At 69.3% G+C, this 21018-nt stretch carries 20 protein-coding genes; 8 read left to right on the top strand and 12 right to left on the bottom strand.

Features of this window, described 5'->3' with window-relative positions; all coding sequences use genetic code 11:
- Positions 1-38: 38 nt before the first annotated feature.
- Together FAB82_RS16880 and FAB82_RS16875 are read left to right on the top strand one after the other, a co-directional pair.
- Positions 39-929: an NUDIX hydrolase gene (locus FAB82_RS16880; protein WP_168801650.1), complete on the top strand. Its 891-nt coding sequence runs from the start codon at positions 39-41 to the stop codon at positions 927-929.
- Positions 930-1075: 146 nt separating this feature from the next.
- Entirely contained in the window at positions 1076-2368 is a 1293-nt protein-coding gene (locus FAB82_RS16875; protein ID WP_136535709.1) for a D-arabinono-1,4-lactone oxidase, read from the top strand.
- Between the two features lie 140 nt (positions 2369-2508).
- Here FAB82_RS16875 and FAB82_RS16870 read toward each other — a convergent pair whose 3' ends face one another.
- From FAB82_RS16870 to leuC, 3 genes are all read right to left on the bottom strand, one after another.
- Complete coding sequence (locus tag FAB82_RS16870; protein WP_136535708.1) at positions 2509-3063, bottom strand: HU family DNA-binding protein; 555 nt, start codon at positions 3061-3063, stop codon at positions 2509-2511.
- Positions 3064-3306: 243 nt separating this feature from the next.
- Positions 3307-3906, bottom strand: coding sequence for a 3-isopropylmalate dehydratase small subunit (gene leuD, locus FAB82_RS16865; protein ID WP_136535707.1), 600 nt, complete (start codon positions 3904-3906; stop codon positions 3307-3309).
- 13 nt (positions 3907-3919) lie between these two features.
- The gene (gene leuC, locus FAB82_RS16860; protein ID WP_136535706.1) at positions 3920-5317 is read right to left on the bottom strand and encodes a 3-isopropylmalate dehydratase large subunit; all 1398 of its coding nucleotides are present in this window, start codon (positions 5315-5317) and stop codon (positions 3920-3922) included.
- Between the two features lie 97 nt (positions 5318-5414).
- Here leuC and FAB82_RS16855 point away from each other — a divergent pair, with 97 nt between their 5' ends.
- The gene (locus tag FAB82_RS16855; protein WP_136535725.1) at positions 5415-6101 is read left to right on the top strand and encodes an IclR family transcriptional regulator; all 687 of its coding nucleotides are present in this window, start codon (positions 5415-5417) and stop codon (positions 6099-6101) included.
- A 108-nt stretch (positions 6102-6209) separates the two neighbouring features.
- The gene (locus FAB82_RS16850; RefSeq protein WP_136535705.1) at positions 6210-7064 is read left to right on the top strand and encodes a hypothetical protein; all 855 of its coding nucleotides are present in this window, start codon (positions 6210-6212) and stop codon (positions 7062-7064) included.
- A 14-nt stretch (positions 7065-7078) separates the two neighbouring features.
- Here the strand turns inward: FAB82_RS16850 and FAB82_RS16845 are convergent, their stop codons facing one another.
- Positions 7079-7891: a CHAD domain-containing protein gene (locus tag FAB82_RS16845; protein WP_168801649.1), complete on the bottom strand. Its 813-nt coding sequence runs from the start codon at positions 7889-7891 to the stop codon at positions 7079-7081.
- A 157-nt stretch (positions 7892-8048) separates the two neighbouring features.
- Between FAB82_RS16845 and FAB82_RS16840 the strand changes: the two genes are divergently transcribed.
- Positions 8049-8381 (top strand): type II toxin-antitoxin system Phd/YefM family antitoxin, encoded by a 333-nt coding sequence (locus FAB82_RS16840; RefSeq protein ID WP_168801648.1) that lies wholly within the window; start codon positions 8049-8051, stop codon positions 8379-8381.
- Positions 8378-8797, top strand: coding sequence for a type II toxin-antitoxin system VapC family toxin (locus tag FAB82_RS16835; protein ID WP_136535702.1), 420 nt, complete (start codon positions 8378-8380; stop codon positions 8795-8797). Before FAB82_RS16840 ends, FAB82_RS16835 begins: the two co-directional genes overlap by 4 nt.
- 20 nt (positions 8798-8817) lie before the next feature.
- Here FAB82_RS16835 and hutH read toward each other — a convergent pair whose 3' ends face one another.
- The 6 genes from hutH to hppD are packed head-to-tail and all read right to left on the bottom strand — an operon-like array spanning position 8818 to position 16844.
- Positions 8818-10356, bottom strand: coding sequence for a histidine ammonia-lyase (gene hutH, locus FAB82_RS16830; RefSeq protein ID WP_136535701.1), 1539 nt, complete (start codon positions 10354-10356; stop codon positions 8818-8820).
- Entirely contained in the window at positions 10353-11504 is a 1152-nt protein-coding gene (gene hutI, locus FAB82_RS16825) for an imidazolonepropionase (RefSeq protein WP_136535700.1), read from the bottom strand. Before hutI ends, hutH begins: the two co-directional genes overlap by 4 nt.
- The gene (locus FAB82_RS16820; protein WP_136535699.1) at positions 11501-12811 is read right to left on the bottom strand and encodes a formimidoylglutamate deiminase; all 1311 of its coding nucleotides are present in this window, start codon (positions 12809-12811) and stop codon (positions 11501-11503) included. Before FAB82_RS16820 ends, hutI begins: the two co-directional genes overlap by 4 nt.
- On the bottom strand, positions 12805-14007 hold the full coding sequence (locus FAB82_RS16815; RefSeq protein ID WP_136535698.1) for an allantoate amidohydrolase: 1203 nt from the start codon (positions 14005-14007) through the stop codon (positions 12805-12807). The genes FAB82_RS16820 and FAB82_RS16815 overlap by 7 nt, the downstream gene beginning before the upstream one ends.
- Before the next feature lie 15 nt (positions 14008-14022).
- Entirely contained in the window at positions 14023-15675 is a 1653-nt protein-coding gene (gene hutU / locus FAB82_RS16810; RefSeq protein ID WP_246039682.1) for a urocanate hydratase, read from the bottom strand.
- A 14-nt stretch (positions 15676-15689) separates the two neighbouring features.
- Positions 15690-16844, bottom strand: coding sequence for a 4-hydroxyphenylpyruvate dioxygenase (gene hppD, locus FAB82_RS16805; RefSeq protein ID WP_136535696.1), 1155 nt, complete (start codon positions 16842-16844; stop codon positions 15690-15692).
- A 131-nt stretch (positions 16845-16975) separates the two neighbouring features.
- On the opposite strand from hppD, the gene FAB82_RS16800 reads away from it, so the two are divergent.
- Positions 16976-17464, top strand: coding sequence for an Lrp/AsnC family transcriptional regulator (locus tag FAB82_RS16800; RefSeq protein ID WP_136535695.1), 489 nt, complete (start codon positions 16976-16978; stop codon positions 17462-17464).
- A gap of 205 nt (positions 17465-17669) precedes the next feature.
- Here the strand turns inward: FAB82_RS16800 and fahA are convergent, their stop codons facing one another.
- Both fahA and FAB82_RS16790 read right to left on the bottom strand, forming a co-directional pair.
- Positions 17670-18881 (bottom strand): fumarylacetoacetase, encoded by a 1212-nt coding sequence (gene fahA, locus FAB82_RS16795; protein WP_136535694.1) that lies wholly within the window; start codon positions 18879-18881, stop codon positions 17670-17672.
- Entirely contained in the window at positions 18878-19675 is a 798-nt protein-coding gene (locus FAB82_RS16790) for a hypothetical protein (RefSeq protein WP_136535693.1), read from the bottom strand. The genes fahA and FAB82_RS16790 overlap by 4 nt, the downstream gene beginning before the upstream one ends.
- A 98-nt stretch (positions 19676-19773) precedes the next feature.
- On the opposite strand from FAB82_RS16790, the gene FAB82_RS16785 reads away from it, so the two are divergent.
- On the top strand, positions 19774-20958 hold the full coding sequence (locus FAB82_RS16785) for a homogentisate 1,2-dioxygenase (protein WP_136535692.1): 1185 nt from the start codon (positions 19774-19776) through the stop codon (positions 20956-20958).
- Positions 20959-21018: the final 60 nt, after the last annotated feature.

The following is a 21018-nucleotide window of genomic DNA, read 5'->3' as shown; positions in this document are numbered from 1 at the left end:
CTTCCCTCGGGGGGCATTGCCCCAGTACCTTGTTAAGCGTGAGCGGGACACAGAAGCAGGTTGCCGCCGCCGGCGGCGTGTTGTGGCGGAGCGGCGATGACGGCCGCGTCGAGGTGGTCGCGGTGTGGCGGCCCAAGGTCGGCAACTGGTCGTTGCCCAAGGGCAAGCTCGACCCCGGCGAGCATCCTCTGACGGCCGCCTGCCGCGAGGTCGAGGAGGAGACCGGGATCCCGGTCATCCCGCAGATGTGGCTGTGCCGCCCCACGTATGTGCTCCCCAATCCCGCGGGCGATGTCCGCAAGTACGTGGACTTCTGGACCATGCGGACCGAGAAGCCCGATGCGGGTTTCACCGCCGATGACGAGATCGGCGAGCGGCGCTGGTTCAAGCTCGAGGCGGCGAGGGAGCATTTGAAGCGGCCGCGCGATCAGGAAGCGCTCGAGGCGTTCTCGCGCCTGCCCGCGGTGACGTCGACGATTCTGCTGGTGGCTCCCGCCGAGGTCGAGCCCGGCCATGACGGTCCGGCGGTGACGCGGCCGTTGAGCGAGACGGGTCGCGATCAGGCGGTGCGGTTGGCGGCTCTGGCGGCGCTGTATCAACCGTCGCTGGCGTTCAGTGCGACCGGGCGGGCGAGTGTGCAGACGGTGGATCCGGTGGCGCAGGCGGTGGGTTGCCGGCTGGCGGGTGATTCGGTGTTCGACACCGATGCGCACGGGCGCAACCCGGAGCGTTCGAGTGCGCGGCTGCGGGAGCTGGCCGCGGCGGGGCGCGCGGTGATCGTGTGCGCCGAGACCGAGGTGATTCGCGATACCGTCGCGATTCTCGCCGATGAGGACGGCCTGGCTGCGGCGGACGTGTCGACGCGGGCGGGCGAGGGCTGGGTGCTGTCGCTGGCGGGCCAGCGTCTCATCGGGCTCGAACGCCTTTAGGCCGCTGGCCTTCGTGCGGCGGGGACCTGTCTGAAGCTTCCCTAGATGTCCGTTCTCGGCATGCGGTCGGAGCCGATTCGGTGGCGTCCGGGGGTGCTGGGTGCGCGCTACCGTTGCTTCCCGTAACCGCTTACGAGGAGGTAGCAGTGCCGGAAGCACCCACTTCACCCACTGACGCAGCGCTCACCAACTGGGCGGGGAACATCGCCTTCACCCCGGATCGCTTCGTGCGACCGGGAAGTTTGGACCAGACCCGTGAGACCGTTGCGGGCGCTTCGCGTCTGCGCGTGCTCGGTTCGGGGCATTCGTTCAACTCGATCGCCGCCTCCGAGGCGGTCATGGTCTCGCTCAGCGGGATCGAGCCTGAGGTGAGCGTCGACGCCGAGGCGCGTCTGGTGCGGGCGTCGGGCTGGATCACCTATGCGGCGCTGTCCGAGGCGGTCAAGCGGGCGGGTTTCGCCCTGCACAACTTGGCGTCCCTGCCCCACATCTCGGTGGCGGGGTCGATCGCGACCGGCACGCACGGTTCGGGCGACGGCAACGGCAACCTGTCGACGGCCGTGGCGGCCCTGGAGTTCATCGGCCCGGACGGGGAGCTGCGCACGGTCAGGCGCGGTGACGCTGACTTCCCCGGTTCGGTGGTCCATCTGGGCGCGTTGGGGGTCGTGTGGTCGGTGACGCTGGACCTGCTGCCGGACTTCGAGGTGCGGCAGTACGTGTACGACGATCTGCCGTTCGACGCGGCGGTGGCGAACTTCGACGATCTGACATCGGCGGCGTACTCCACGAGTTTGTTCACACCCTGGGGCATCGATCCGGTGTTCCAGTACTGGACTAAGCAGCGCACGGTCGATCAGACGCAGCCGTTCCCGGCCGCGTCGAGGTTCGGTGCGCCGCTGGCGGACGGGCCGCGGCGCCCGATTCCGGGTGTGGATCCGGCGGCGTGCACGCCGCAGATGGGCCTGACCGGTTCCTGGCATGAGCGCTTGGCGCACTTCAAGTTCGAGTTCACGCCGAGTGTGGGCGAGGAGCTCCAGTCGGAGTTCCTGATCGACCGGTCGAATGCGCCGGCGGCGCTGGAGGCGCTGCGGGGCGTGTCGGACAAGCTCGGTCCGGTCGTGGAGATCTGCGAGGTGCGCACGATGGCGGCGGACGATCTGTGGCTTTCGCCCGCGTACGGACGGGACACAGTGGGCTTCCACTTCACGTGGGTGCGCGACTATGAAACGGTTAAGCCGGTCTTGCGAGTGGTGGAGGACGCGCTCGTTTCGTTCGATCCGCGACCCCATTGGGGAAAATTGTTCTCAATTCCAATTGATGAAGTCCGCTCGCAATATCCCCGAATGGGCGACTTCGAACGGCTGAGAGAAAGCATTGATCCAGAGGAGAAGTTCGGCAACGACTTCTGCGCGGAGCTGCTCGGGGGAAACGGGCGATAGCGGACCGCTTCGGGCCCGGTGGCCCGACTGGGAGTACACGGATATGAACCGAGGGCATTCAGGTGGATCCTGAATGCCCTCTTCCCCGTGCGAGTGCGTTGTTTTTCTCGGTTCGCGGCCCGTAGCGTGGGCCGCGGACGTCAGCGGCGGCCCTTCTTGGCGGCCTTGCGCGCCGGGGCCTTCTTGGCCGTGGTCTTGGTGGCGGCGGCCCTGCGGGTCGGCGCCTTCTTAGCGGCCGCCTTCTTCGCGGTCGTCTTGGCCGCCTTCTTGGTTCCTGCCACGCGCTTGGTGGCGACCGACCGGGTCGCGGTGCTCGCCGCCCTGGTCGTCTTCTTCGCCGCCTTCTTGGTCGACTTCTTCGCGGCCGTCTTCTTGGCCGGCGGAGCGGTCTTCTTGGCGGTCGCGGCGCGACCGGCCTTGCGCTTTCCGGTCACCAGTTCCTTGAATCCGGTTCCGGGACGGAACGCGGGGACAACGGTCTTCTTCACCTTGACCGCTTCTCCGGTACGCGGGTTGCGGGCCATACGTGCTGCCCGTTGGCGCTTCTCGAAGACTCCGAATCCGGCGAAGGAGACCTTCTCCCCTTTCACCACCGCCCGTTGTATCTCGTCGATCGCGACATCCACCACTTCCTTCGCGGCGGTGCGATCACCAGTACGTGCGGCAATCCGGTCTACGAACTCTGCCTTGTTCACGAGTCCTTCCCTCCCGATAAGGTTGTCTAGCTATACCAGCCGTTAAGCGCACGTTATGACGTTTCGAAAGCGAACGCAACTGTTTCCGGGAAAATAGACCCGTTGTGTCGCATGGAATTTTTATTTGGACGGCCCAAATCGACCTTCGCAACCCCGTTGGGGCAGGCGCAAACACGCCTGGAGCCGGTGGCTCGGCCACCGGCACCAGGCGTGTTCGATTTGGTTTTCGGGTCCGGGCGTGTCTCAGACCGCGGCGGGCAGAGTCCTAGGCCGCCAAGCGTCCCGGTTCGTTTCGAAGGCCGCGATGCGGGCCTCGTCGCCAAGGGTCAGCGAGATGTCGTCGAGGCCCTCCATGAGGCGCCACCGCCCGGAGGCGTCGAATTCGAAGCTCCAGGTCTGCTCTCCCGCACGGACTTCACACGTTTCGAGGTCGACGGTGACCTCGAACGTCGGGTCGGCTTCGGCGGAGGCCCACAACGCTTCGACGGCCTCGGTCGGCAGCTCCACAGTCAACAGACCGTTCTTGAGGGAGTTACCGCGGAAGATGTCCGCGTAGCGCGGGGCGATGACGACCTTGAAGCCGTAGTCCTTCAGGGCCCAGACGGCGTGCTCGCGGCTGGAGCCGGTACCGAACTCGGTGCCGGCCACCAGGATCGTGGCGTTCGAGTAGACGTCCTGGTTGAGCAGGAAGTCCTTGTCCTCGCGCCATTCGGCGAACAGCGCGTCCTCGAAGCCGGTCTTGGTGACCCGCTTGAGGTAGACGGCCGGGATGATCTGGTCGGTGTCGACGTTGGAACGCCGCAGCGGGGCGACGGTCCCGGTGTGGGTCGTGAACTTGTCCATGTCCGCTCCTCTCCTACAGGTCGGCCGGGCTGGCGAGGTGGCCGGTGACGGCGGTGGCCGCGGCGACCGCCGGGCTCACCAGGTGGGTGCGTCCGCCCTTGCCTTGGCGCCCCTCGAAGTTGCGGTTCGAGGTCGAGGCGGCCCTTTGGCCGGGCGTGAGCTGGTCCGGGTTCATGCCCAGGCACATCGAGCATCCGGCGAAGCGCCAGTCTGCGCCGGCGTCGGTGAAGACCTTGTCCAGGCCCTCTTCCATGGCCTGGTCGCGAACGCGGGCCGAGCCGGGGACGACCATCATATTGATGCCGTCGGCGACCTTGCGGCCCTTGATGACCTCGGCGGCGACGCGGAGGTCCTCGATGCGGCCGTTGGTGCACGAGCCGAGGAAGACGACGTCGACGTCGATCTCGCGCATCGGCGTGCCGGCTTCGAGGCCCATGTAGTGGAGGGCGTTCTCGGCGGCGGTGCGGTCGACCGGGTCGGTGTAGTCCTCGGGCGCGGGGACGGTGCCGGCGAGCTCGACGCCCTGGCCGGGGTTGGTGCCCCAGGTGACGAACGGGCTCAAGGAGGCCGCGTCGATGACGATCTCCTTGTCGAAGACGGCGTCCTCGTCGGTCTGGAGGGTGTTCCAGTACGCGACGGCGGCGTCCCAGTCCTCGCCCTGGGGGGCGTGGGGGCGTCCCTTGACGTACGCGGCGGTCTTCTCGTCGGGCGCGATCATGCCCGCCTTGGCGCCCCACTCGATGGACATGTTGCACACCGTCATGCGGCCTTCCATCGACAGCTCTTCGATGGCCTGGCCGCGGTACTCGACGATGTGGCCCTTGCCGCCGCCGGTGCCGGTGAGCGAGATGACCTTGAGGATGAGGTCCTTGGCGGAGACGCCCTCGGGCAGGGACCCGTTGACGGTGACGGCCATCGTCTTCGGCTTCGACTGCATCAGCGTCTGGGTGGCGAGCACGTGCTCGACCTCGCTGGTGCCGATGCCGAACGCGATCGAGCCGAACGCGCCGTGGGTGGCGGTGTGGGAGTCGCCGCAGACGACGGTCATGCCCGGTTGGGTCAGTCCCAGTTGCGGTCCCACCACGTGAACCACGCCCTGGTCCTTGTCGCCTAGGGAGTGGATCCGGACGCCGAACTCCTCGCAGTTCGCGCGGAGCGTCTCGATCTGCTTGCGGCTGGTCGGGTCCGCGATCGTGAACAGGTTGTCCGTGGGCGTGTTGTGGTCTTCGGTCGCGATGGTGAGGTCCGTGCGGCGGACCTTGCGACCGGCCTGGCGCAGGCCGTCGAAGGCCTGCGGGCTGGTGACCTCGTGCAGCAGGTGCAGGTCGATGTAGAGCAGGTCGGGCTGCTCGCCATCGGATCGGACGACGTGGTCGTCCCAGACTTTCTCGGCCAGGGTGCGCGGCCGCATTTCCCCGTTGTCTTGTGGTGTAGGTGACATCTCTATTCCCAGTCGTTGGACTTCTCGAATATTGGGAGGTAATGTTCAGCTCGTGAGAACGAATACTATCAGCGGAGTGGGCGTCCTCGACAAGGCGGTGCTCATCCTCACGGCGTGCACCAACGGCGCCAGCCTGGCTGAGCTGGTGCACGAGACGGGTCTGCCCAGGGCCACGGCCCACCGCCTCGCCCAGGCCCTCGAGGCCCACGAGATGCTGCAACGCGACCATGAAGGGCGCTGGCGTCCCGGCCCGAAGCTCGGCGAGCTCGCCGGGTCGACGGCCGACGTCCTGCTGTCCGCGGCCGAACCGGTGCTGAGTCTCCTGCGGGACCAGACCGGTGAGTCGACGCAGCTGTACCGGCGCCGTGCCGACGAGCGGGTGTGCGTCGCCGCCGCCGAGCGCGCCTCGGGGCTGCGCGACACCGTCCCGGTCGGTTCGGCGCTGCCGATGACCGCCGGTTCGGGCGCCCAGGTGCTCCTGGCTTGGGAACCGCCCGAAGGCATCCTGCCGCTGCTGCCCAAGTGCCGCTTCTCGTCCAAGACCCTCGCCGAGGTGCGCCGCCGGGGCTTCGCCCAGTCCGTGGCCGAGCGCGAGGCCGGCGTCGTCTCGGTATCGGCTCCGGTGCGGGACAAGACCGGCCGGGTCGTCGCCGCGATCTCGGTGTCCGGTCCCATAGAGCGCCTTGGACGCCGCCCCGGCGACCGGCTCGGCATGGCCGTCATCCGCGCCGGGCAGAAACTCTCCGGTCTCTAACACCTTTCAACGACTGTTCGGTCGGGGGACGGGGCGCACGCCCTGTTCCCCGTTTTTTGCTCTCCGCCCGCATAATGGGCGTATCGCCCAATCTTCGCGGGAGCAGCCATGATCCACATCGTCGGCGTCCACGGGGTCGGGGCATTCGCGCCCGGTCCCGCCGCCGCCACCGCCCATCGCATCGCCACAGCGTGGAAGGCCGCGCTCAATGCCTCCGAGCATCTGCCCTGGCCCCCAGCCCAAGTCGATCTCGATATCGCCTACTTCGCCCACCTCCTGCAACCGCCGGACAAACGCCGCGAGGGCGAGCGGCAGCGTCCTCGCGAGGACGACCCCGACGTGGCCGAACTCGTCGGCGAATTTCTGGAGCTCCTGGCTCCCGACCCCGCCTTGGTCAAGGGTTCCTGGGCGCCCCGTGAGGCCGCCGCGAAACTCGCCGAGCTCTTCGGCTGGAACGAGGACGCCTCGCTGGCCTTCCTGCGGGTGTTCTTTCCCGATGTCGCGGCCTATATGCGCGACGAGGGCGACTTCGTCCCCCGCGGCGAGGTCCTGGACAAGGTCGGATCGGACCTGGCGGGCGCCGATATCGTCATCGCCCACTCACTCGGCTCGGTCGTGGCCTACGAGGCGCTGTGGCACCACCGGACCGACCTGCCGTTGCTGATCACGATCGGTTCGCCGCTGGCGATGCCGATGATCTTCCCGCACCTGACACCCGAGCCCGTCGAGGGCAAGGGCGCCAAGCCGCCGGGGGTGCGACGCTGGGTCAATATCGCCGACCACGGCGACGTGGTCGCCTCGCCTCCCGGCGGGATCTCAGAACGTTTCAAGGGCGTCGACCTCGATGTGGAGGACGATATCGACGCGCCCTTCTTCCACGACGAGGTCCAGTACCTCCAATCGCGATCGCTGGGCCGGGCCCTCGCCGACTGGAACACCGGGCCGACCGCCGCGCCGCAGTAGGGACGCAGCAGGCCTCAGGCCGCGGCCAGCTCCGCGCGGGCGGTCTCGACGGCCTCCAGATCCTCGGCCCGCCGGCGATGCTCGGCGGCGAGGACCTGGTCCCGGGTCGGATCGGCCGGGTCGGCGTGGGCCTCGACGTAGGCGATCGCGACGACGCAGTCCTGGTAGTGGCCGCACACCGTCTGGAGCCGCTTGGCCCGCGCCGCCACCGCCTCGGCCTCCTCGCCGAGCGCCGCGGCGGCCGCCTCGGCGGTGTAGCGGGTCCGCTTGGCGACCTTGCGAGCGACGTGCCGGGCCGCGTCGGGATCGGACGCGTCCGCGATGGCCGCGAACGCCGCCTCCAGGTCGCGCTCGGCGGACGCGACCACGGGAGCCAGCACCTCCTCCGAATCTCCCACTGCCGCCAGCGTGAAATGCGGGTGCTTCGCCATCCGCTCGGCCGCGCGAATGAGGCGGCGGAACCGCTTGCGGGCGAACGCCGCATCGAGCCGCCCGTAGGCGCGGCGCTCGGCTTCGGCCAACTCCCGGAACCACAGGGGACGGTCGTCCCCCAGTTCCTCGGCGAACCGCATCCGCAGCACCTCCAGGTCCCGGATCTCCCCGAGCACCCCGGCCAGCCATCGCAACCGCTTCCGGCGCAACGGCATCTCGGCGTACAGATCCCCGTATGAGAGCAGGAGCGACCGCAGCCGCCGGGTGGCGACCCGCATCCGGTGCACCGCGTCCTCATCGGCCCGCAATGCCGGTTTCCTGAACTTCCGCATCGCCTTGACCTGGCCCGCGAAGTACTCGTGCACCGCGGCTCCAGCACTCATCGTTGCAGCCATGATCTCTCCCAGGAGAAGTCCCTGTTCGACCATTCTCCCGCAGCTGAGGATCAACCCCAACTCCGCTGCCGACGTTTGTCTGACATATGTCAGACAAGCGTCGGCGTGTTGTCGATTCGCTTTGCAAATTGTCTGACATGCTTCTAGCATGGTTCTCATGGATACCCAACGGCAGAGCGGCGACAACGCACATGTCAGCGTGCGCGACCTGCAGCGCCATACCAGCGATGTGCTGGAACGCGTAACGGCCAGCGGTCAGATCTACATCACGAGGCACGGCCGGACGATCGCCCGAATCCTTCCGCCGGACCCGGCAGAAGAACAACTCAATGCCGCGATCGAGGCCGGCATCCTCGATCCCCGGGCCCTGAGCGAGACCTACACCAACGCTCAGATGCGGGAAGAGCTCCCGCCCTCCGGCCGACCGACTGCCGGCGGCTCCTTGTCCGAGAAGGTCATCGAGCTCAGGGAAGCCGAGGGCGACCGGTGATCCGGTGGACCTACATCGATACCAGCGCCGCAGTCAAGCTCTTCCGCACCGAACCCCACTCCGACCCTTTCGACAGATGGCTCGACGAGCATGCCGAATCCAGACCGATCACTTCGGATCTCACCCGCACCGAGCTTCGGCGGGCCCTCCACGCCGCCGGGTCCGACGAGCGCACCTGGCGGTCGGCCGAATCCTGGATCGACCATACGGCGCTCATTCGGCTCACACCGGACCTGTGCAATGCCGCCGGTCGTCTTGGAACCGGGACGACATTGCGCTCACTGGATGCGATCCATGTGGCCGCCGCCCTGCAACTGCAGGCGTTCCTCGACGCTTTCGTCACCTACGACAAGCGTCTCGCTGACACTGCCGCGGCCTGCGACCTCCCGGTGGCATGCCCGGGAGCCGACTGCTGATCAACCGCGCATTCGCCATATCAACGGAGCGGGCCGGTGGCGGCCTCGATGTCGGCCCGCAGACCCCGGCCGGTGACCAGCGACCGGACCTGCTCGATGACCGGGGACAGGAACTGGTCGGGGCCCGGCTTGTCGGCGATCCGCTCCACCGCGGCTATCGCGACCATCGCGGCCGGCGAGGGGCGCATCGGTTCGCGCAGTTGCAGGGCCCGCGCCGCGGCCAGCAGCTCCACCGCCAGCAGGCTCCCCAGGTTGTCCAGGACCTCGCGGAGCTTGCGGCCCGCCGACCAGCCCATCGACACATGGTCCTCCTGCATGCCCGAGGTCGGCACCGAGTCCACCGACGCAGGCACCGCCAGACGCCGGTTCTCGGCCACGATCCCCGCCGCCGTGTACTGGGCGATCATCAACCCCGAGTTCACCCCCGGGTCGGGACTGAGGAACGCGGGCAGGCCCCGGGAGCGGGTCACGTCCAGCAGCCGGTCCACCCTCCGCTCGGAGATCGAGCCGACGTCGGCCGCCGCTATCGCCAGGAAATCCGCCGCGTATCCCAATGGGGCGCCGTGAAAATTGCCGGTCGACTCGACGCGTCCGTCCGGCAGCACCACCGGGTTGTCCACTACGGACAGCAATTCGCGGTCGGCCACCTGGACCACGTAGTCGAGCACGTCGCGGGCCGCGCCCGCCACCTGCGGGGCGCACCGCATCGAATAGGCGTCCTGCACCGCGTGCAGCAGGTCCTCGCGGTGGGAGTCCATGATCTCCGAGTCCTGCAGGAGCTTGTGGATATTGGCCGCGCTGGCGGCCTGGCCCACCTGCGGCCGGATCTCGTGCAGCTCGGGCATGAAGGGCCGGTCCGAACCGAGCATCGCCTCGATCGACAGCGCGGCGGTCACATCGGCCATGGTCAGCAGATGGCGGGCGTCCTCCGCGGCGAGCAGGAGCATCCCGAGCATGCCGTCGGTGCCGTTGATCAGCGACAGGCCCTCCTTCGCGGCCAGTTCGATCGGGGTGACGCCGGCCCGTTCCAAAGCGGGCGCGGACGGTGCTCTCGTTCCGTCGTCCTCCAGCACCCAGCCCTCACCCAGCAGCACCAGCGCGCAATGCGCCAGCGGCGCCAGGTCGCCCGACGCCCCGAGCGAACCGTGGACCGGCACCCACGGCGTGATGTCCGCGTTCAGGACCGCCGCGAGAGCGTCCGCCACCTCCGGGCGCACACCCGACCTGCCCATCGCGAGGGACCTGAGGCGCAGCAGCATCATCGCCCGCACGACCTCCTTCGGCATCGGGTCGCCGACGCCCGCCGCATGGGAGCGGATGAGGGCGTGCTGAAGCTCCGCGCGTCGCTCCGGGGCGACGAACGTGCTGGCCAGCGCCCCGAATCCGGTCGAGACGCCGTAGACGGGGCGGCCGTCGCGTTCGATGTCGTCGACGATGGCGCGGCTGGCGGCCATGGCCGCCCTCGCCTCGGCGTCGATGACGACCTCCGCCCGGTCGCGGGCGACGGCGACGACCTCTTCGGGGCTCGCCGGGGTGGGCTTTATGTGGACAGTGGTCAAGGGTTCTCCGTTCTCACCGCGCCGGCACGCATGACGGCTTTGATCAGTGGCACCCCGGGCCGGTAGGCCAGGTGCGCGTGCGAAGGGGCGTCGAGGACGACCAGGTCGGCCCGGGTGCCCGGCATCAGGGCGCCGATATCGGTGCGGCGCAGGGCCTTCGCGCCGCCCGCGGTGGCGGCGGTGACGGCCTCCGCCGGGGTCATGCCCATCTCCCGCACGGCCAGCGCGATGCAGAAGGCCATGCTGCTGGTGTACGAGGAGCCGGGATTGCAGTCGGTGGCGAGGGCGATGCTCGCCCCGGCGCCGATGAGTCGGCGCGCGGGAGGGTATGGGGACCTGGTGGAGAACTCGACGCCCGGCAGGAGGGTCGCGACCGTGTCGCCGTCGGCGAGCGCTTCGATGTCGTTCCAGCTCAGGTGGGTGCAGTGGTCGGCCGAGGCAGCGCCGAGTTCGACCGCGAGGGCCACTCCCGGTCCCTCGCTGAGCTGGTTCGCGTGGACGCGCAGGCCGAGCCCGGCCTTCGCTCCGGCGGTGAGGACCTGGCGGGCCTGATCGGCGTCGAAGGCGCCCCGTTCGCAGAACACGTCGATCCATTTCGCGTGCGGCGCACAGGCATCCAGCATGTCGCCGCAGACGAGGGCGACGTAGGCGTCGGGGTCGGCGCCGCTCGGGAGGGTGTGCGCGCCGAGGAAGGTGGTCTCGTCGGTGAACTCGCCCGCGATGCGCAGGGAGCGGAGTTCGTCGGCGACGGTGAGTCCGTAGCCGGACTTGATCTCCCAGGTGGTCGTGCCCTGCCGGAGCATCTCGGCGGTCAGGCGGGCGGTGGTGGCGAACAGTTCGACGTCGGGGGCGGCCCGGGTGGCGGCGACGGTGGTGCGGATGCCGCCGCCGGTGTAGGGCTCGCCGCTCATGCGGGCGGCGAATTCGGCGGTCCGGTCACCGGCGAAGACGAGGTGGGCGTGGCTGTCGACGAAGCCGGGGATGACGGCGCGGCCGGCGGCGTCGAGGCGGTGGTCGGCGGCGGGCGCCTGGGCGGCGGGGCCGATCCAGGCGATGGTGTCGCCGTCGGCGACGAGCGCGGCATCGGTGAGGATGCCGTCAGGGCCGGCGGTGAAGAGTTCGCCGATATTGTCGACCAGCACGCTCATGCGCTCAGCTCCTCTATTGCGGCGGCCAGTTCGCCGCCGGCGTCGATGGCGGTGTGGCGGCCTCCGGAGACGATGCGGCGTCCGTCCACCAGGACGTCGGTGATGTCGGGTGCGCCGGCGGCGTGGATGATGCCGGCCGGATCGGATCCGGCGGTGCGGGCGGTGCCGAGTGCGACGACGACGAGGTCGGCGCGGCGGCCGGGTGCGATGGCGCCGGCGTCGGTCCAGCCGAGGCTGTCGTGTCGGGTCGCCGCGGTCAGCAGCTCGCCGGGGGCGAACCGGCCGCGTTTTTCGGATACCAGTCGCTCGTGCATCTCGACGGCTCTCGCCTCCTCGAACATGTCCACAATGGCGTTGGAGTCGGTGCCGAGCGAGAGCCGCACCCCGGTCTCGGCCAGCGCCCGGGCGGGCCCGAGCCCGTCGGCCAGGTCCCGTTCGGTGGTGGGGCACAGGCACACCGTGGTGCCCGAGCGGCGCAGCAGTTCGATGTCGTGGCCGGCCAGATGGGTGGCGTGGACGGCGGTCAGGTCGGGACCGAGCAGACCGCACCGCTCCAACAGCTCGGTCGGCGTGCACCCGTGGACGCTGCGGCAGGCGGCGTTCTCGGCTTGCTGCTCCGAGAGGTGGACGTGGACGGGGCGGCCCTCGGTGGAGCAGGCGAACGCCGCGATCGCGTCGTCGGGGACCGCGCGCACGGAGTGGACGGCGGCGCCGATGCGCGACGCCGGGCCGTCCGTGAGTTTGGCGACGCGGTTGTACCAGGCCTCCAGGCTGCCGTCGCCGAAGCGGCGTTGCCCGTCTTCGAGCGGTTGATCGAAACCCCCCGCCAGGTACAGCGTGTCCAGCAACGTGATGCGGATGCCCGCGTCGGCGGCGGCCGCGATCAGGGCCTGGCCCATGGCATTCGGGTCGGCGTAGGGGTGGCCGCCGGGCGAGTGGTGGAGGTAGTGGAACTCCCCCACGCAGGTGATCCCGGCGAGCGCCATCTCGGCGTAGACGCCCCGCGCGAGACGGTAGTACGAGTCGGGATCGAGCCGTCCGGCCAGGTCGTACATGCCCTCGCGCCACGTCCAGAACGTGCCTCCATGATGGTCGGAGGTGCGGCCCCGCAGGGCGCGGTGGAAGGCGTGCGAGTGGGCGTTCGCGAAGCCGGGCAGGACGATGCCGCGCAGGTGCTCGGTGTGCAGGTGGTGCCCGCGCTCGACGCCGACCCGGACCGCTTCGATGCGTCCGCCTGAGACGTCGATGGCGACCGACGCGGCCGGGCCGGCCGGCAGCCAGGCCCACTCGGCCCAGTAGGTCAGCACGCGAGGTCCCCGAGTACGGCGGCGAGCGCGTCGACGCCCGCGGCGCAGTCGGCGTCGTCGGCGGTCTCGGCCGGGGCGTGTGATACGCCGGTCTCGTTGCGCACGAACAACATCGCGGTGGGAACGTGGGCGGCCAGCACCCCGGCGTCGTGCCCGGCACCGGTCGGCAGGACCGGCGCCCCACCCAGGAGCGCGGCGACCCGGTCGCGCAGGTCCTCGTCGAAGCCGACCAGCGGGGACTCGGACCCCGCCCGGCTGGTGAACCCGGTGCCGTCCCGGGCGGCCCGTTCGCCCACCTTGGATTCGAGGCCGGAGACGATCTCATTCAGCGTCGCCTCATCGGGAGCGCGGGCGTCCAGCCACGCGTCCACCCGCTTCGCGATCGCATTGGTCGCGCCCGGATCGACTTCGACGCGGCCGACCGTGGCGAGCCCGCCCGCGAGACGGGCCTCCTTGCGCGCCGCCAGGACCGCGAACGCGAAGGTCAGCATCGGATCGCGCCGGTCGGCAAAGAGCGTGGTCCCGGCGTGGTTGCCCTCGCCGGTGAAGGTCAGGCGCCAGCGCCCGTGCGGCCAGATCGCGCTGGCGACGCCGACCGCGTCGCCGTCGGCCTCCAGGGCGCGGCCCTGTTCAATGTGGAGTTCGACGAACGCGCCGAGCCGTTCGAGCCGTTCGGGGTCGGGACCGAGACCACCGGGGTCGACGCCCGCGGCTTCCATCGCCTCGGCGAGCGTGATGCCGGAGGCGTCGGTGAGTTTCCGGGCCCGATCGGGGTCGAGCGCACCGGTCATGAGGCGGGTGCCCAGGCAGGGGACGCCGAAGCGCCCGCCCTCCTCCTCGGTGAACGCGGCGATCCCGATCGGGCGTTGCAGCGTCGCGTCGCGTTCGCGGAGAGCGTCGACGGCCAGGAACGCCGAGACGATGCCGAGCGGGCCGTCGTAGGCGCCGCCGTGGGGCACCGAGTCGAAGTGGCTGCCCGTCAGGATCGCGCCGCGGGAGCGGCGCGGCCCCCACCAGGCGTAGAGGTTCCCGTTCCGGTCGGTCTCGACGGCCATGTCCCTGGCCTCGGCCTGGCCCCGGAACCAGTTGCGGCAGGACTGGTCCGCGTCCGTCCACGAGTGACGAACGTAGCCGTTCTCGGTCCGTCCGACGGGCAAGAGCTCGTCCCACATTCGCCTGAAAGTCGATGCGTCCATGCGTCCCCAGCTCCGCTATGCCTCGTTGACCGGAATCCGGATTCCATGATCCTCGGCCACGCGCGCCGCATCTGCATATCCGGCATCTGCGTGGCGGATCACGCCCATCGCGGGGTCGTTGGACAGGACGCGTTCGAGTTTCCGGGCGGCGAGGGCGGTGCCGTCGGCGACGGTGACCTGACCGGCGTGGATGGACCGGCCCATGCCGACGCCGCCGCCCTGGTGGATCGAGACCCAGCTGGCGCCCGACGCGGTGTTGACGAGGGCGTTGAGCAGGGGCCAGTCGGCGATGGCGTCGGATCCGTCCTTCATGCCCTCGGTCTCGCGGTAGGGGCTGGCGACCGAGCCGGTGTCCAGGTGGTCGCGGCCGATCACGATGGGCGCCTTGAGGGTCCCATCGGCCACGAGCTCATTGAAGCGGGCGCCGGCGCGGTCCCTCTCGCCGTGCCCGAGCCAGCAGATCCGGGCCGGCAGGCCCTGGAAGGCGACGCGCTCGCGGGCCAGGTTGATCCAGCGGGTCAGGGACTCGTTCTCGGGGAACAGGTCGAGGACGGCCTCGTCGGTGCGGGCGATGTCGGCCGGGTCGCCCGAGAGCGCGGCCCACCGGAAGGGACCCTTGCCCTCACAGAAGAGGGGCCGGATGTAGGCGGGGACGAAGCCGGGGAAGGCGAAGGCGCGCTTGCAGCCCCCGGCGAGGGCCTCGCCGCGGATGGAGTTGCCGTAGTCGAAGACCTCGGCGCCCGCGTCGAGGAAGCCGACCATGGCTTCGACGTGCGCGGCCATCGAGGCGCGGGCGCGCTCGGTGTAGTCCTCGGGGTCGGCGCTCGCCAGGGCCGGGGCATCGGTGTATGCGACCCCGGCGGGGACGTAGGAGAGCGGGTCGTGGGCGGAGGTCTGGTCGGTGACGATGTCCACTTCGGTGCCGCGGCGCAGGATCTCGGGGAGGACGGTGGCGGCATTGCCGACCAGGCCGATCGACTTCGCCTCGCCGCTCGCCTTGGCGGCCAGGGCCTGTGCGAGGGCGTCATCCAGGTCGGCGGCGACCGTGTCGAGATAGCGGTCGGCGACCCGGCGGCGGAGACGATCGGGGTCGACGTCGACGATGAGGCAGACGCCGTCGTTCATGGTGACCGCCAGCGGTTGGGCCCCGCCCATGCCGCCGCAACCGGCCGTCAGCGTCAAGGTGCCGCGCAAAGAACCCCCGCTGTGCCTCTTAACAGCCAGCTTGGCGGCGACGGCGGCGAACGTCTCGTACGTCCCCTGCAGGATGCCCTGGGTCCCGATGTAGATCCATGAACCGGCCGTCATCTGCCCGAACATGGTGAGCCCCAGCGATTCGAGCCGGCGGAACTCGGGCCAGTTGGCCCACTCTCCCACCAGGTTCGAATTGGCGATGAGCACGCGCGGGGCCCACTCATGGGTGCGCATGACGCCGACGGCGCGGCCGGACTGGACCAGCAGGGTCTCGTCTTCGGCCAGGGTGATGAGGGTCCGCAGGATCGCTCGCAGGTCTTCCTTGGAGCGGGCGGCCTTGCCGGTGCCGCCGTAGACGACCAGGTCGTCGGGGCGCTCGGCGACCGCGGGATCGAGGTTGTTCTGGAGCATCCGGTAGGCCGCCTCGGCCTGCCAGGTGCGGCAGTGCAGGTCACTTCCGCGAGGTGCGTGCATGTTCTCCGCCTCTGTCACAGGTTGCCGCGCTTGGCCTGCTCCTTCTCCAAGGCCTCGAACAGCGCCTTGAAGTTGCCCTTGCCGAAACTGAGCGAGCCGTGGCGCTCGATGATCTCGTAGAACACCGTAGGCCGATCCTGTTGCGGCTTGGTGAAGATCTGGAGCATGTACCCGTCCTCGTCGCGGTCGACCAGGACGCGGCGCTGCTGGAGTTCCGCGATCGGGACGCGGACCTCCCCGATGCGCGCCTTCAGCTCCGGGTCCTCGTAGTAGGCGTCGGGGGCCTCCAGGAAGTCCACCCCGGCCGCGCGCATATTGTCCACGGCGGCGAGGATGTCGCTGGTGGCCAGCGCGATGTGCTGGACGCCGGGGCCGCCGTAGAACTCCAGGTACTCGTCGATCTGGGACTTCTTCTTGCCCGGCGCGGGCTCGTTGATCGGGAACTTGACCTTGCGGGTCCCGTTGGCGACGACCTTGCTCATGAGCGCGGAGTACTCGGTGGCGATGGCGTCGTCCACGAACTCGACGATATTGGTGAAGCCCATGACGCGCTCGTAGTAGCCGACCCACTCGCGCATCCTGCCCTCTTCGACATTGCCGACGATGTGGTCGATGGCCTGGAAGTTGCGCTTCGGTGCCGGGGCGACGAGCGGCCGGCGGGCGGCGAAGCCGGGCAGGAACGGGCCGTCGTACCCCGACCTGTCGATGAGGACGTTGCGGGTCTCGCCGTAGGTGCCGATGACGGCGGTGCGGACCGTGCCGTGCTCGTCGGTGACGTCGTGCGGCTCGGTGATCGCTATGGCGCCCTGCTTGATCGCGTACTCGTAGTTGGCGTCCACATCGGGCACCTCGAGGGCGACCTCGATGACGCCGTCGCCGTGGGCGGCGTAGTGGCGGGTGGCCTCAGAGTCGGCGGTGACGCCGCCGGTGAGGACGAAGGTGACGCCGCCGGACTTCAGCGCGTATTCGGCGTGCTCGCGGTAGCCCTGCTCGGGCCCGCGATAGGCGAAGCAGGTCATGCCGAAGGCGGTGGAGTAGTAGTGGGCGGCCTGGCGGGCGTTGCCGACGTAGAAGCGGACGTGGTCCCAGCCCTTGATGGGGAAGACGTCCTCGCGGATGTCGTGCTCCACGGCTCCGACCAGTTGGGTTTCGTTCGCGATGTCGACCATGACTGCTCCTCAGGATCACTGGGGTCTATGACCTTGATCATTGAGCAGGAGCCGTATCTAGGCAAGGAGTGCCGGAAAGTTTGGGCAGAGTGCTCAAACCGTCCTGCATATCGGGCGTTAAGCTATGCAATATGACCAGTGAAGCGGGAATTGACGGTCTCGACGCGCGGCTCATCGAGCTCTTGGAGGCGGAGCCGCGGATCGGGGTGCTGGAGTGCTCGCGGCGGCTGGGGGTGGCGCGCGGGACGGTGCAGGCGCGGCTGGACAAGCTGGCCGAGCGCGGGGTGATCCGGGGTTTCGGGCCGAACGTGGACCCGGCGGCGCTGGGTTACCCGGTGATGGCGTTCGTGACGCTGGAGCTGCGGCAGGCGGTGGGCCACTTCAGCGTGGCGCAGCACCTGGGCCGCATCCCGGAGGTGCTTGAGGCGCATACGGTCACGGGGCAGGGTGACCTGCTGTGCCGGATCGTGGCCAGGACGAACGCCGAGCTGCAGAGCGTGATCGACCGGGTCCTGGCGAGCGAGGGGGTCATCCACGCGACGACGGTCATCGCCCTGGCCGAGCAGATCCCGTACCGGACCTTGCCGCTGGTGGGCGAGGCCGCCCGCGATCAACGTTGAACTCTCGCGATCCGGTGAACCAACTCTGAGGTCACGCAATTCGGTGAACCAACGTCGGGCTCACGTGATCCGGTAAACCAACGTCGAGGTCACCCGATCCGGTGAACCTCAGTCGCCCGGGGTGTCTCCATCCCGTTTCCTGTCGGACCCCCGCGTCACGATTGGGGCGGGCAGACCGCGAACTTCCCCTTTGGGTGGGTGGGGGTTAGGGACGGCCTTCCACCTTGCCGGTCACTTCAGCCAGGCCGACAACCGTGCCGTCCGGCCCCGGAGCCGTCGCACCGATCCGGACCGTGTCGCCGTCCTCCAGGAACGTCCGCTCCCGCCCGTCTCCCAGGTCGATCGGCTCGGTTCCACCCGCGCTCAGTTCCATGAAGCTCCCCCGCTGCTCGCGCACCGGCCCCGAGACCGTGCCCGACGCGAACAGGTCGCCCGTTCGCAAGGAGGCCCCGTTCGCCGTCATATGCGCCAGCATCTGCGCGGGCGTCCAGTACATCTCCTTGAACGGCGGCTTCGACACCTCGGTTCCATTCCAGGACACCGACATCGACAGGTCGAAGCCGTAGCGGTCCTTCTCGCGCAGGTACCCGAGCGGCTCCGGATCCTGCACCGGCGCGGCCACCCGCGCCTCGGCCAGCGCCTCCAGCGGCGTCACCCACTGCCCGATCGACGTCGCGAACGACTTGGCCAGGAACGGCCCCAGCGGCTGCCCCTCCCACGCCTGCAAGTCCCGCGCCGACCAGTCGTTGACCAGCACCGCACCGAACACGTGCTCGGCGAAGTCGTCCACACTCACCGGCGAACCCTGGTCGCTGGCCACGCCGACCACGAAGCCGACCTCGGCCTCGATGTCGAGTCGGCGGCTCGGCCCGTAGGTGATCTCGCCGTCCGGCTCCTTGCGCTGCCCGCTCGGCCGCAGGATCGGCGTGCCCGATCCGACCACGGTCCCGGCCCGGCCGTGATAGCCGACCGGCAGCCGCTTCCAGTTGGGCAGCAACGGCTCCGCGCCGGGCCGCAGCAGCCGGCCCATCATCGTCGCGTGGTACTCCGAGGCGTAGAAGTCCACATAGTCCGCGACCTCGAACGGCAGGTGCATCCGCGCCTTCGCGGCGGGCGTCAGCAACGTCTCCGACTGGTCGCGGTAGCGCAGGTCCGAAAGCAGTTCGACCAGTTGGAGGCGCACCAGCCGCCAGGCCGGCGGTCCCATCGCCATGAACGGGCCGAGGCTGTGCTCCTGGAACGCCGGGCGGATCCAGGGCAGGAAGAACGTGCCGGATGCGAGTTTTCGCAGGTCCAGGACCTGGTCGCCGATCCGGGTGCCGACCCTCGGCGTCGGGTCCTTCGCGGTGGAGAAGATTCCGTACGGCAGGTGGTGGACCCCGAACGGTCCGCCTTCGGCTCCCTCGACCCAAGTCATGATGCGGCTGCGCCTCTCTCCAGGAGTTTCAATTCGATCAGGTCCGCGACGGGCTCGTCGATGCTGCACGAACCGTATGCGGTCCACAGCGGACGCGGCCAGTCGAGGAGCGTGCGGGCCCGCTGGGCCAGGTCGGCCGCGTCGGTGGAGGCCAGTTGCCTAGCCACCGAGTCGATGTCCGCGCCGCTCGCGGCCTCACCGGACGCGACCAGGACATTGAGGAATCCATGGTGGGTGAATCCGGTCTCGGGGTCGCGGCGGCGGATCGCGTGGTGCAGTCCGGCGGTGAGCTTGAACCGCAGCCCGCGCCGCGCACATCCCGCGATCGCGCCGGCCAGCCCCTCGGGCGTCGGAAAGGCCTCCGCGACGAGTCCGCCGGTGCGGAACTTCGGCGCGAAGCCGTATTCGGCGGCCGCGTCGAGCGCGTTCTCGTCGCCGATGGGGATCTCGGCGAAGACGCGCGAACTCCAAGAGCGGGCGATATCGGGTGAGTCGAGGGCCGCGCGGCTCTCGAACTGGACGACGCGCGCCCGGCCTGCGAGTGCCGCTACGGCCGCTTCGACCCGTTCGGGCTCGATGTCGACAATGAGGCCGATGTCCAGGTCGGAGCGCCCCGGATTCAGATCGGCCGCCCGGCTCGCGGGGACCAGCAGCGGGCCCACGATCGGCGCGTACCAGGACGCGCGATACCCGCGGTGAGCTGGGACGGCGTCCTCCAGGGCGGCATTGCCGGGCGGGAACACCGCCGCGTCGTCGATCAGGCCCCGCAGCGCCGCGGGTATCGCATCGGCCATGCCAAGAGCGTAGAGCGGCGGGGCGGAGTTGTCGATACGGAACGCCCCGATGACTATCCTCGGGTTTATACCTCGCCGCATCCGACAAGGGAGTCACGATGCCGTTCTACCGTTCGGTCGGGCAGATCCCCGACAAACGCCATACCCAGTTCCGTCAACCCGACGGGAGCCTGTACTCCGAAGAACTCATGGGCCAGGAGGGGTTCTCCTCGGATTCCTCGCTGCTGTACCACCGGTTCCGACCCACGGCGATCAGCTCCAGCGTCATCCACCAGCCGGAGCGGGCCGAGCCGGTCCCGAACCATCCGCTGGCGCCGCGCCACTTCCGCACCCACAAATTGGACGGCGCGGGGGACCCGATCCTCGGCCGCGACCATCTGCTGTCGAACGCGGACTGTCGTATATCCTATACGATCGCCGACCGCCCTTCGCCGCTGTACCGCAATGCGATCGGCGACGAGTGCATCTACGTCGAGGACGGCGCCGCCCACGTCGAGACCTCGTTCGGGTCGATCGACATTGGACCGGGCGACTACCTCATCATGCCGATGTCCACGATCTACCGGATCGTCCCCCACGGCGAGGCCCCGTTGCGGACCCTGGTGGTCGAGTCCAGCGGTCACATCACTCCGCCGAAGCGCTACCTGTCGGCGCGGGGCCAGTTCCTGGAGCACTCGCCGTACTGCGAACGCGATCTGCGCAGCCCGGCCGAGCCGCTGCTGGTCGACGGGGAGAACGTCGAGGTGTACGTCCAGCACCGGGGCCGGGGCAGCGCCACGATCTGGACGAAGTTCACGTACGCGCACCACCCGTTCGACGTGGTCGGCTGGGACGGGTGCCTGTATCCGTGGGTTTTCTCGGTCCACGACTTCGAGCCGATCACCGGGCGCATCCACCAGCCGCCTCCGGCGCACCAGGTCTTCCAGGGCCCGAACTTCGTGATCTGCAACTTCGTGCCGCGGAAGGTGGACTACCACCCGGACGCGATCCCGGTGCCCTACAACCACCACAATGTGGACTCCGACGAGGTGATGTTCTACTGCGGCGGGAACTACGAGGCGAGGCGCGGTTCGGGCATCGAGCAGGGCTCGATCTCGCTGCACCCCTCGGGGTTCACGCACGGGCCGCAGCCGGGCGCGCCGGAGCGGTCCATCGGCGCCGACTACCTCGACGAGCTGGCGGTCATGGTGGACACGTTCCGGCCCTTGGAGCTGTGCGAGCCGGCCCTGAACGTGGAAGACACGAACTACGCCTGGACGTGGAACCGAGACCCCGGCCTTTAAGGGCGGTTCCGATCTTGGGAGACCGATGATCCGGGGCGCTCGGTCGAGCACCCCGGATCG

It is taken from the genome of Glycomyces buryatensis, from assembly GCF_004912275.1.
Taxonomy (GTDB): domain Bacteria; phylum Actinomycetota; class Actinomycetes; order Mycobacteriales; family Micromonosporaceae; genus Glycomyces; species Glycomyces buryatensis.
This window is presented reverse-complemented; position numbering and strand designations above follow the sequence as displayed.